The organism is Nitrosomonas sp. Is37, assembly GCF_033063275.1.
Classification (GTDB): Bacteria; Pseudomonadota; Gammaproteobacteria; order Burkholderiales; family Nitrosomonadaceae; genus Nitrosomonas.
On sequence record NZ_JAWJYP010000017.1, the window covers coordinates 62,690 to 73,869 of the forward strand.

Annotated in this window: 12 protein-coding genes; 2 read left to right on the forward strand and 10 right to left on the reverse strand. The window is 47.1% G+C overall.

The genetic code is table 11. The features are described from left to right. Positions 1 to 4: 4 nt before the first annotated feature. From trbJ to R2Q26_RS09560, 10 genes are all read right to left on the reverse strand, one after another. Positions 5 to 802, reverse strand: a complete 798-nt coding sequence (trbJ, locus tag R2Q26_RS09515) for a P-type conjugative transfer protein TrbJ (RefSeq protein ID WP_317536056.1) — start codon at positions 800 to 802, stop codon at positions 5 to 7. Between the two features lie 20 nt (positions 803 to 822). Further along, entirely contained in the window at positions 823 to 2,205 is a 1,383-nt protein-coding gene (locus R2Q26_RS09520) for a TrbI/VirB10 family protein (RefSeq protein WP_317536057.1), read from the reverse strand. An 11-nt stretch (positions 2,206 to 2,216) separates the two neighbouring features. Beyond that, the gene (locus tag R2Q26_RS09525; protein ID WP_317536058.1) at positions 2,217 to 2,654 is read right to left on the reverse strand and encodes a hypothetical protein; all 438 of its coding nucleotides are present in this window, start codon (positions 2,652 to 2,654) and stop codon (positions 2,217 to 2,219) included. Beyond that, positions 2,654 to 3,538, reverse strand: a complete 885-nt coding sequence (gene trbG, locus R2Q26_RS09530) for a P-type conjugative transfer protein TrbG (protein WP_317536059.1) — start codon at positions 3,536 to 3,538, stop codon at positions 2,654 to 2,656. The genes R2Q26_RS09525 and trbG overlap by 1 nt, the downstream gene beginning before the upstream one ends. Positions 3,539 to 3,549: 11 nt before the next feature. Then, entirely contained in the window at positions 3,550 to 4,302 is a 753-nt protein-coding gene (locus R2Q26_RS09535) for a VirB8/TrbF family protein (RefSeq protein WP_317536060.1), read from the reverse strand. Continuing rightward, positions 4,299 to 6,836 (reverse strand): VirB4 family type IV secretion/conjugal transfer ATPase, encoded by a 2,538-nt coding sequence (locus tag R2Q26_RS09540; protein WP_317536061.1) that lies wholly within the window; start codon positions 6,834 to 6,836, stop codon positions 4,299 to 4,301. The genes R2Q26_RS09535 and R2Q26_RS09540 overlap by 4 nt, the downstream gene beginning before the upstream one ends. After that, positions 6,833 to 7,144 (reverse strand): conjugal transfer protein TrbD, encoded by a 312-nt coding sequence (locus tag R2Q26_RS09545; protein ID WP_317536062.1) that lies wholly within the window; start codon positions 7,142 to 7,144, stop codon positions 6,833 to 6,835. Before R2Q26_RS09545 ends, R2Q26_RS09540 begins: the two co-directional genes overlap by 4 nt. 2 nt (positions 7,145 to 7,146) lie before the next feature. Continuing rightward, on the reverse strand, positions 7,147 to 7,530 hold the full coding sequence (locus R2Q26_RS09550; RefSeq protein ID WP_317536063.1) for a TrbC/VirB2 family protein: 384 nt from the start codon (positions 7,528 to 7,530) through the stop codon (positions 7,147 to 7,149). Between the two features lie 14 nt (positions 7,531 to 7,544). After that, positions 7,545 to 8,513: a P-type conjugative transfer ATPase TrbB gene (trbB, locus tag R2Q26_RS09555; protein WP_317536064.1), complete on the reverse strand. Its 969-nt coding sequence runs from the start codon at positions 8,511 to 8,513 to the stop codon at positions 7,545 to 7,547. A 64-nt stretch (positions 8,514 to 8,577) separates the two neighbouring features. Then, positions 8,578 to 8,964 (reverse strand): helix-turn-helix domain-containing protein, encoded by a 387-nt coding sequence (locus tag R2Q26_RS09560; protein ID WP_317536065.1) that lies wholly within the window; start codon positions 8,962 to 8,964, stop codon positions 8,578 to 8,580. A 581-nt stretch (positions 8,965 to 9,545) separates the two neighbouring features. Between R2Q26_RS09560 and R2Q26_RS09565 the strand changes: the two genes are divergently transcribed. Continuing rightward, the gene (locus tag R2Q26_RS09565; protein ID WP_317536066.1) at positions 9,546 to 10,655 is read left to right on the forward strand and encodes a ParB/RepB/Spo0J family partition protein; all 1,110 of its coding nucleotides are present in this window, start codon (positions 9,546 to 9,548) and stop codon (positions 10,653 to 10,655) included. Between the two features lie 44 nt (positions 10,656 to 10,699). Then, the gene (locus R2Q26_RS09570) at positions 10,700 to 11,044 is read left to right on the forward strand and encodes a KfrB domain-containing protein (protein ID WP_317536067.1); all 345 of its coding nucleotides are present in this window, start codon (positions 10,700 to 10,702) and stop codon (positions 11,042 to 11,044) included. Positions 11,045 to 11,180: the final 136 nt, after the last annotated feature.

Here is an 11,180-nt window from a genome sequence, read left to right on the forward strand (position 1 = left end):
GATGTTATCTAATAGCATCCCCTACATTCCATGTTCTACTTGGCGGGAGACTCCCAGGACTAAGTCGTTTCGCAGCTGCTTCGTGTGCTGCCATCCATCTGGCTTCCTGGTCAGCAATTGCCTGGTTGCGTGTATTGATGGCATTGTGTTGCGCAATAAACATGGCGCGTAATTGTAAAAGCTGGTTTGCCTGCTGCCCTGCCAGTTGATTTGCGTATTGAATCGCCTGCATTTGTCCGACCGCACTTTCTGCTTTCGTCTGTAATTGCTCCAAATGCATCGCATCCGTGACAATACTATCCTGTTGCTGATCCAGTCCGCGAAACATGGCGTCATTGGCGCGTTTCTGAGCATCCGCGCCGACAATCTCGCCTTCCCTCAGCAGTTTCCATTCTGTTTGTGAACAGTTACCGGCAATCAGGCAAGGCGAATTTCTATAGTAGTCCATGTTTTTGTACCTGCTCAGATAGTTATCTAAGCCGCCTAGCTGATCTTTGTAATATCTGAGCGTGTTAATAGAGGCCATTAGATTATTCATCGTCCTCTGCGCATCACTCCAGATATAAAGAGAGGGCGAGAGGGTGTTACGAATCATGTTTTCATACTGTTGCAATTGTGTTTGATATTGCTGTATCTGTCTTAGAGTCTGACTCACATTCTCGACGGCTGAAATAGTAGATTGGTAAACGTTAGCTGCATCTATCACCGGAATCCCTCCCGCAAGTGTTTGCGGGATTGCACCAGATCTAAACAAAACAACCAGCGTTACTAAGCTTATGGCAAGTGTTTTACTGTTGAACATAATGCATTCTTTGCGAAGTCTTAATAATTAAATGCTTCGTAAGGTTTTGTAAATGTCATATCTTTGGTCGCAATAACATTGAATCGGTAACCTGGTCGGATTTCAAGCGTTGGGGAAGTATTCAGATTCTTTCTGATAAGCTGTGCAATGGTCTGTCCGAGTTGTATGCCGATGGATTGGCTCATGATGCTACTAGCGGACTGCCGGCCAAATGCGCCGCCTGCATCGCGCTGACTTAGGGAAATACCCGCCACTATTGCAGAAAGCAGCACGGATGATCCAAACAACCGTAAATAATGATTATTGACCTTATCATTGAAACCTGCATACCCAGCCCCATCAGCACCAGGCATTGCGCCAATATCCAACGCCCTGCCATCAGGAAATATAATCCGCTGCCAGGCGACCAGAATACGCGCCTGACCATAGATGACATCACTTGAATAACTGCCCACCAGCTTCGCGCCCTGTGGGATTAACTTCCATTTGCCAATGGGCGTATCGTAAACATCCTGGCTCACCTGTGCCATGATCTGGCCTGGTAAATCAGAATTGATGCCAGAAATCAGCAATGCAGGGATGACAGATCCAGTTTGTATGACAAAAGGGGAGCTGGGACTCTCAAGCTTACTGTTTAGCTGCCAGCGATCGACCTGATCAACTGCGTCAAAGCGTGCATAATCATTTCTTATGTCAGGTGTGTTGCCGCTGCTGCCGCCTAATACGTCAGTGGTTATTTCATCATGGGAAGGATTCCCTCCTCCGACAATTCCACTTCTTTCCAACTGCTTCAAGCGCTCTAAATAGGCGGTTGAAGGATCGTTGCTGATTTCAGCATTTGCTCGCTGGCGAGCCAAAGCAATACGCGCCAGTGTATCTTCTCGCATAGGCATATTTATCATGGGAGAACCCGCGCTACGCGGGGCAACATTATTGACCGTTGTACCCGCTTTGACCGCTTCCATAAACTGCTGCTGCTTGACCATACGGATGCGTTCCAGGTCATCAGAATGCATCCGCCCTGGCTCTGCATAGTCACCGCTACGCGGAGGCAGCGGTGGGCTATCCAAGTTATCTACCCTCTCAGGACGCACTATTTCTATTACGGGTTGCTCCAGCACAGCCACCCCAGATGGAGGTATTTCTGGCGGAATAATGCCGTCTCGAATGTTGTGTGTCAGCATATTTACAAACGAATCATTGCTTTGCGCCTTGCTTCGATCATCCTTTGTTTCCACCTCGGCTTGCTGGTTAGCTCGGTTTATCACGGCGACGATCATCATGATCAGAAAAACAATCATGATGCCGACGACAATATAGATCGGCAGGTTATTGACGCGCCGTACGCCTACTGTATTCGGTGATGCATCAGGCATCATTTCGGGGTTAGTGAATGCTCCCATTCTCGCTTTTCCTATTGCTGACGCACCCAGTGACCGGCTGGGTGAATTACATTATCTTTTCTCAAATAGGCTCTGGATAATCTATGATCATCCGCGATGATCGAAATACGGAAAAGCTCATGGTGACGATCCAGAATATAGGCAAGCGAGGTTCCGCTATTAGGAATGCTGGCGGATGCGACTGAAGGCTTGTGCTCTTGGATAGCGTATCCCTCATGGCGCAGGGTTTCAACCAATCCTCTGCCGAACCCATCGCGCACTTCATACTTTAGATTAAAGTTTGTGCTGGCCGGCGGGTATAGCTGTACTAATTGGCGTACCACATCCTGCACAATAGTTTGGCTATCAGTATCAGACAAGTCTTCTGCATGAGTCCCATAGGGCGTAGTCACGCATCCGGCGACGACACACAACGATAAAAGCGCCATCAACCATTTTAATCGTTCCATTATGGATTCCCCCGCGTAATCGTCACCCGGTCCTGGCTATTACCTACTCCTGCAATCAGAATGGCCTTGTCGAAGATGGAATCAACAATGTAACGATCTCCCTGCATCCGGTAATTTACCATCACGGTTTCTTCGTCCCGGAAAATATCACCGTCTTTGCGGACAATTAGTAGTGTGGGGGCTTCCTGCTGGCTGATCGTCCCAGGCATTTGAATGATGGTTTTCACACCATTGTTATAGACCCGCAGCGGTTTCCAGGAAGCCTTACCTGCCACCGTATAGGAGAAATCCAGATCATTCAGATATTCTCCTGTTTCCGGGATCGTTCGCATGTTCTTAACGATTTGTTCCTGTTCTTTCCTTACTTTAAGTGCTTGCCATTTGGCATCTATATCGCCCTGGTAGATGAAACTGATGCGTGGCATAAATTCTTTCCTATGGGAGCGCAACCGCAGGTGATAAGTACGGCGGTCAGTCGTCACAATCAGAGTGGTCTCTAATCCCACATCCATGGGTTTAATGATGATGTGCTGCGTCTCGGTTGCGCCCGAACCAGTAATAGCCGGTTCAATCAGCCATCGCGCCTGATCACCGATATGGATGGAGTTGACCTGTTCAGCCTGCTGCAACTCGATGTCACACACCTGGAGGACCGCGCAAACGATGCTCGGCTGTTGTGCGCCATACAAAAATCTGACTGATCCATCCTGACCCGCAACAGGGGATATACCACCTTGGTTAGCCTGCCATCTTCTGGCAATTTCCAGCCCCGCCTTTTCCTGGGCATTCAGTCTCGGATTGTCCTTAGAAAAATAAGATTCAGGTATCTCATCGGCCAGAACGAATGACGCAATAAACCATAATAAAATAAATGAATATTTCATATTGTTTCCCTCTACGATTTTCTTGACCAGGAATAATCTGCAATATAGATACCGAGTGGGTTTCTGCGAATCTGATCCTCTGTCACGTTGTAATGGGTGGCCACATAGATTCTCAGCAACGCTCGCATCTGGAATACTTCCTTGGTGGTACCACGGTTCCGGTCATAGACCGTTTCTTGCCAATCCACCTGCCAAGTTTCCTGGCTCTGCGGAATGACAGAAATAATCTCGATGCTCGCCGTCTCGGTACCAGCACGCTTAAATGGGCTGGAGGCCTCTGTTCCATTTAGCCATTCATTAGTTTTGGTAAAAGCAGGATCATGATTGGATAGCATGGCATAGGCGCGATAAATGGCTTTACGCTGTAGCGCCGTATCCGGTGTAACCATGCGCAAATCATTGATAAATGACGCTACCGCTGCATGAATGACTCTTTCATCGGCAACCGCAGCAACATCAGCGCGCGTTACGGCAACCGCTTCACCGAGCTTATCCACCTGCACAATATAGGGCACAAATTTGGATTGACTGCCGATATAAATAATGCCACCGACACTGGCCAGGCAGATCATCAACGAGAGGATAGCCAGCAATTGCCACATGGCGCGGGAAGTTTCCACGGAACGCAGATAATCGTTCCAGGTACGCCTGGCCGAGAGATAGGGACTCTCGTTTTCGCCCTCCCGTCTGCCCCCTTCCATGAATTCCTGCTGGCTGCGCTGGGTGCCGAGTTTACGGAACAAATTATTTAGCGAGGATCTCATGTAGCTTTTCCTTGATAAAGCGGAGGAAGTCCCTTGATAGCCAACCACTGATCAATCCATCCCTCCCCATATCGGGCAATCAAGTCTCTGATGGTAGCGATGGATTCCTTATCGGATGCGCCTACGAAAGCCAATGCAATCGGGCCAAGAGCGAGGTCATAAAGCCTTCGTCCATACTCAGATACATAGTAATACTGGCGCTTGGGTTCAGCGGTTGCCAGAATATCAATCTGACGGTCGTTAAGACCAAGGCGGCGATAAAGGGCGGCAGTGTCCTCGTCGCGCGCAAAAACGTTGGGTAAAAACAGTTTCGTCGAGGTTGATTCGACCATTACATCCAGAATGCCGCTGTTGACGGCATCCGATAGATTTTGTGTGGCCATCAGCACCAGGCAGTTGGCTTTTCTCAATACCTTCAACCATTCCCGGATTTTGGCACGAAACACGGGGTGCCCGAGCATAATCCAGGCTTCATCCAGGATAATGGCTGCTGGTTGTCCGCGCAGATCACGTTCGATACGGCGGAACAAATAAAGCAGCACCGGCAAGGCATACTGATCGCCGAGGTTCATCAGTTCTTCAATTTCAAAAACAGTAAAGTCAGACAGCGATAATCCGTCATGTTCAGCGTCGAGCAAATGCCCCATCGCGCCATCAATAGTGTATTGCGTCAACGCCTCACGAATAGTAGTATCCTGAATCGTGATCAGGAATTCTGATAATGTCCTGGCACCACTGGCATACATGTTGTTCAGCGCAAGATTAATTTCGTTGCGTTGACTCGGCGTGATGTCAATATGGTTCAACTCGATGAGGGTACACAGCCATTCGAGCGCCCACGCCCGATCACTTTTGGTCTCCAAAAATTGCAACGGACAGAAGGCCAATGAATCACTGTCACCCGCAATCATGAAATGCTTACCGCCAACCGCCTTGGCCATGGGATACATGGACAGGCCTTTGTCAAATACATAAATCGCCATATTCTTATAGCGGCGTAGCTGTGCCGCAATCATCGCGAGATGAGTCGATTTTCCGGCACCTGTCGGGCCGAACATCAAAGTGTGGCCGATATCCCGTACATGCAGGTTGAGGCGGAAGGGGGTCGCGCCTTGGGTAATGCAGTGCATAAGTGGCGGTGAATTGGGGGGATACATCGGACAAGGTGCTTGGTCTATGCCTGTCCATAAGGTGTTACCAGGTAATAGATCGGCGAGATTCATCGTGTTGATTAAAGGCCGTCTTACATTTTCTACGCCATGTCCTGGTAGACTGCCCAAATAGGCATCTACGGTGTTGATGGTTTCAACACGGGCGGCAAACCCCAGATGGTTGATGGCTTTTTCTACTTGGCGGGCGGTTGTTTCCAGCCTCTCCCTGCTTTCATCCATTAATACTACTACACTGGTGTAAAAGCCTTGCCCGACAACTCCGCTATTGGTTTCTGCAATGGCTGCTTGTGCGTCTTCAACCATTGAGAGTGCATCAGCATCGATCACATGGCTGTTCAGATTGAATACCTGGTCAAAGAATCCCCTTATTTTTTGCTTCCATTTACTACGGAATTTCTCAAGATAAGTCACGGCCTCATGTGGATCGAGGAAAATAAACCGAGTTGACCAACGATAGACGCTTGGCAGCTCTGTCAGAATATTGAGCATTCCTGGTGTGGATTCCATGGGGAACCCTTCAATAGCGACTACCTGAATATAGTGTCGTCCGATTTTAGGGATAACCCCAGTCCACAATTCCTGTCCGCCCAACAATGTATCCAGATACACTGGATTCCTGGGCAGAACAACCGGATGATCCATGCCAGTGATGCAAAATTGCAGCCATTGCAGAAACTCATCCTGGGTGACAAAGGTATTATCTTCTGTCAGCACCTTGTTCCCTTTCAAGCGCGACAACTTTAGAACTGAGGACAATTGCGTTTCAATACTCAGGCACTGATTCTGAAAATATTTGAGTAGATTCAGCGTGCGCCCTTTTTGGTCAGTGGGCGCTTCGTCATCATCAAACATCAGTTCAACAAACTTACGTTGCGCCAGAATCGGCGGCAAATAAGTCACGACCAGTATGAAATGGCTTTCGTAAAGGGTGCCGATGCTTTCAAATAATGCCCTTCTCTCGGCATCAATGGCGGCTGATACCGGATCAGGAAAACTCGACAGCTCCTTAACCGGGTAACCTTCGGCAGGCCTGCGTACAGCATCGACATGAATCATCCAGCCAGAACCAAGACGAGCAAGTGCCTGATTGATGCGCAAGGAGGTAAATTCGCGTTCTTCCTCCGTGCTGCTCGCGGTATCATTCCCTTGGTAAACCCAGGCGGCCATCAGGGAACCGTCCTTCCCCAGAATCACGCCATCCTCTACCACTGCAGCATAAATCAGCAGATCAGAGAGACCCGGTTCATTACCGCGATGGTGGGTTAATGCTGTCTTCGACCCGAGAGCGCGTATTCTTGCAAACAGCAGCAACAGCAGTAGGACACCCAGGCAGGCCTGTAATACTACCAGACTGGCAATCATCGATATTGCCCCGCCTGAATAGTGGAATTCACGCGAAACGGTGTACTTCTGACTGCATAGTATTTCCGGTACCGTCGATGCCGCAGATAAACTTGTCGCAGTTGCGGGTCATCTTTTGCCATTAAACGCAAAGCGAACAAGGTAAACACCCACAGGACAATTCCGTAAGCCAGCGCTTTCCAATTGTGCGCGGAGAACACCAGCGTGAAAGCTAACAGACCAGAAAACATCACCAATTCGCGATCGCCCCCCATAAACAGGTTCGGTCTGTTTCCTGCTCGTCTGATTGGAATTCTGCGAAGCGCCATGGCTATACAAGCGCCTTGTTCCCTATGGGGGTTGCGTGCAGAGCGTTGAGGTCGAATGAAGCAATCACTGCGCCTTGGAACAGATTCGTCATGATGTTCTGGGCACCGACCAGCAACGCCATGACCAGCACGATAAAAATCAATGTACGGAAAAAGGCGTTGAGTTCCCCTCCAAAAATTAGCACAGCGCCCGCCACCACAATTCCTATCAGGGAGAAAGTAAACGCAACGGGTCCTGTCACGGAGTTCCTTAAGTTGACCAGCCAGCTTTCATAAGGCAGCGCCCCACCGGTACCTACTGACGCAAACGTATTTTCTGGCAACATCAGAATCGATGCTACAACAAAGAATGAAAAACAAAGGACGAAGGGGTTGGTAACGCGCATTGCACACTCCTGATTTATTGTTTTTTAAATAAATAATTACCATTTTTGAAACCTGATACCTCGATAATCTCTTGGACACGGCGGGCTTGACCATCTGGGGTGCGCGATATATGCACGATCAGATGCACGACTTCAGCAATCAGAGGTTCAATTTCCTTGGGTGCGGAGCTATTCCGGCTTATCAGTGATTTAAGTCGGGCCAGACCGGATAAGGCGTTATTCGCGTGCAGTGTCGCGGTCCCACCTTCATGTCCTGTATTCCATGCGTCCAGCAAATCCAGCGCTTCTTCACCGCGCACTTCTCCTACCAGAATTCGATCTGGCCGCATACGCAGAGTAGTTCTGAGAAGCCGGGTCATGGATACATCGAGGGTGGTGTGGTACTGAACAAAGTTTTCGGCACTACATTGAATTTCGCTGGTATCTTCGATGATAAAAATCCGCTCGGTGGGATTGCACATCACCATTTCGTTGATAATGGCGTTAACCAGGGTGGTTTTTCCTGATCCGGTGCCACCAATCACGAGGATGTTACGATGAGCGACGATGGCAGCTTTAAGCGTCATTTTCTGCGCAAGGGTCATCATGCCCCTCTCCACATACTCATCCATCGTAAAGATAGAAACCGCTTTTTTGCGAATCGCAAATGTCGGTGAAGGAACAACGGGGGGGAGCTGGCCTGCAAAACGCGATCCATCGAGTGGAAGCTCTCCTTCGATGATGGGGTTATCTTTCGTTATTTCCTTTCCATGATAGCCCGCAACCGTTTTTATGATAGCTTCAGCTTGACTGGGCTGAAGGATGCCAATACACACCATTTGTTCGCCCAGTTTTTCCTGCCAAACCTTGCCATCGGGATTCAGCATGATTTCGACCGTGGCAGGATCAAATAATGGACCTACCAGCAAGACTCCCATGTCGCGCTCCAGCTTACGTCGTGCGCGCTCTTTGATTGTCGTAGCAAAGTTGTCCGTTTCGTGCATATATCGTTCCGCAAGAGGTGGTTTCGTGGGACGAAACGATATAATGAAACGTGAGCTTTAGCAACTACTTTTTATTCTTTGTTGCTTTGTTTCTTTTGTTGATGATTTCCCTGTTGGTAGCATCCCATTGTTTGACTTGGAATGCCTGGTACTCATTCAACACTGCACATAGTCTCTGATACCCATCTGGTAGGCTTTGCTGGTACTTACCCTCTGTAAGTTTCTTCAGATCTTCAATACTTAGATCGGTGGTGTCTAAAAGAACAGGCAGAGGGGTATCCAGCGCTTCTGCAATGGCTTCGATAATTCTAAGGGATGGGTTTGCCTTGTCATGGGTAAGATCAGACAGAAACGAGACAGAGATGCCAGCTTTTATAGCTAATTCTTTTTTGGTGATATTTTGTTCCTGCAGTATACGCAGAATATTTGTCAAAAGGATTTGGTTATACACATTTTAACTCTTGTGCTTAATGCTTATATGACGCTAGGTTAGCCGCTAACTTATTCTGATTAAAAGACACGATATATTGTAATAATGCTGTTTATCCGTGAGTGTCAGGTATAAAAATGATTAAACCTTGCTACTTGTTAAAATATTCCATTTGGCATATTTTGTTAAGTGTATCATTTGGCATATTTTGTTCTGACTGTTAACCGCAATAGGATTCATTTCCTCGCTTACCTATTATATTTGATTTTTACTGGCGGGAATGCTATTGATTTTCCTTATTGGGGCCATATTAATCTTATTAGGTAGAGGTTAATGTCACGATACACTGAATGGCTTAATGTTTTTCTTGATTTATACGATAGTTCCCTTTGGAGGTGTTTATTTTGTGGGCTATTTCAAGCCGAAGAAGCGTCCTAACAATGACCATAACAACATCAATACTATCTCAGCAAGCATGAGTAAACAGACTGATTCAGACATCATCATATCCCTTATAGAGTGCTAGAAGAGATCTCACATGCCAGAAGCATCTTGATAATCACCGCCTAATAGAAACAGGATAATTACGGTAAAGAACAAATATGGTCACTCAAAGGGAAAGCAAATTCACCTCGGGGGCAGAACACGCTGGCAATCTTTCGCAACACCATAATGTACCGGGCGCGAAAGAAATAGAACTAGATCTAATTGATGAAGACCCCAATCAACCAAGAACAGAGTTTGATGAATCCACATTAAAGGAATTAGCGGACACCATCAAATTACGCGGTGTAAAAACCCCTATCTCCGTACGCGTTAACCCAAAAAACAGCGAACGTTTTATTATCAATCATGGGGCAAGACGTGTTCGCGCAAGCAAGCTTGCCGGAAAGACAACCATTCCTGCTTTCATTGACCCGGATTATAACGAAGAAGATCAGGTGATTGAGAACCTGCACCGGGATAATTTAACGGCACGAGAAATTGCTGATTTCATTGGACGGCAACTTGCAAGAGGCAAAACGCATAAAGTGATTGCCCAAACTATTGGCAAATCCCGCCCTTTTGTGACCATGCACGCCGCTTTGCTGGACTTACCAGCACCCGTGGCAGATGTATTCAATAGTGGGCGATGCCGTGATGTCACGCTGATCGTTGATTTGGTGAGGGCATTCCACACCAATGAAGAAGCCACCAGTCGGTGGTTGGCGGATGAAAGTCAAGAAATAAACAGAGAATCGGTAAGAACATTGCGTAACTTCCTCGATCACAAAAAGATCGAGATAGAATCACGCACTCGTGAGCCGGATTTCATGACATTTGATAAGCCAGACATTGAATCGGCAAACTCTGTTGATTCAATGTCTGATGCCAAGGTGGCGAGCGATAAAGCGATTGAGGATGTTATCCCGGAAAAGCTCCTTGATCAGGTTTATTCCGAAATTCGGACACACAGAAAACCTACCCTGGAAATCATAGCTAAACTTAAAGCGCAGGAAAAGAAACTCATCAAAGATCACTTATTTGCATTCTATACGCTGGGAGAAAACAGCCATAATGTGGAAAAATTCATTATCAATGCTCTCATTGATCGGCGATTCTCAGGTAAGGGCTCTGGTGCTTTTCACTTAATAGCATTCTTGCATGGCGCAAGCAAAAGGAAATTTGATATCTCCGATATCATAGATAGCATTGGAAGCAGCAACCGATAGATGAGTATATATCCAGTGTCATCCAGTTTGCGAGATTTTAATACATGAAGCAACGTATTCTTGTAATGAACAAGCAACAGTTAGTTCAAACGCTACGCGGCACCGAATGGAAAACAGATAAAGTTGATAAAGCAGAGGATCTTAAAGCTGGCATATACAACATCTATCTAGCGGTAGATGCAGATAAAAACAAGACTTATAACGGTCTGGTTGTCTACGCAGACAAAGATGCGTTATACCTAAAAACAGAAACAGGTTTTGTTAAATATAGCCGGGACAAGCTGGATTTATTACCGCCCATCGGCAGTAATGTAAGCATTAACTATGAAAACGATAAAATCAGAGTCAACCAGGTAGCCGCAAAAGTTAAGCGTAAATTATCGATCTAGAACAACCCAAAGCAAAGGGAATCACTGGGATTATTTTTATCTTCAGTACAGGGAATCCCTTAGGGTCTGTTGACATTTCACACGGGTAGCCACAGATACCCGCATGCCATGGCAACCATACTTTCATAATTTCTCT

What these genes read in the sequence shown, in the direction of transcription:
- trbJ (WP_317536056.1), bottom strand. Translation starts at nt 802, where the DNA reads ATGTTCAACAGTAAAACACTTGCCATAAGCTTAGTAACGCTGGTTGTT.
- R2Q26_RS09520 (WP_317536057.1), bottom strand. Translation starts at nt 2,205, where the DNA reads ATGGGAGCATTCACTAACCCCGAAATGATGCCTGATGCATCACCGAAT.
- R2Q26_RS09525 (WP_317536058.1), bottom strand. Translation starts at nt 2,654, where the DNA reads ATGGAACGATTAAAATGGTTGATGGCGCTTTTATCGTTGTGTGTCGTC.
- trbG (WP_317536059.1), bottom strand. Translation starts at nt 3,538, where the DNA reads ATGAAATATTCATTTATTTTATTATGGTTTATTGCGTCATTCGTTCTG.
- R2Q26_RS09535 (WP_317536060.1), bottom strand. Translation starts at nt 4,302, where the DNA reads ATGAGATCCTCGCTAAATAATTTGTTCCGTAAACTCGGCACCCAGCGC.
- R2Q26_RS09540 (WP_317536061.1), bottom strand. Translation starts at nt 6,836, where the DNA reads ATGATTGCCAGTCTGGTAGTATTACAGGCCTGCCTGGGTGTCCTACTG.
- R2Q26_RS09545 (WP_317536062.1), bottom strand. Translation starts at nt 7,144, where the DNA reads ATGGCGCTTCGCAGAATTCCAATCAGACGAGCAGGAAACAGACCGAAC.
- R2Q26_RS09550 (WP_317536063.1), bottom strand. Translation starts at nt 7,530, where the DNA reads ATGCGCGTTACCAACCCCTTCGTCCTTTGTTTTTCATTCTTTGTTGTA.
- trbB (WP_317536064.1), bottom strand. Translation starts at nt 8,513, where the DNA reads ATGCACGAAACGGACAACTTTGCTACGACAATCAAAGAGCGCGCACGA.
- R2Q26_RS09565 (WP_317536066.1), top strand. Translation starts at nt 9,546, where the DNA reads ATGGTCACTCAAAGGGAAAGCAAATTCACCTCGGGGGCAGAACACGCT.
- R2Q26_RS09570 (WP_317536067.1), top strand. Translation starts at nt 10,700, where the DNA reads ATGAAGCAACGTATTCTTGTAATGAACAAGCAACAGTTAGTTCAAACG.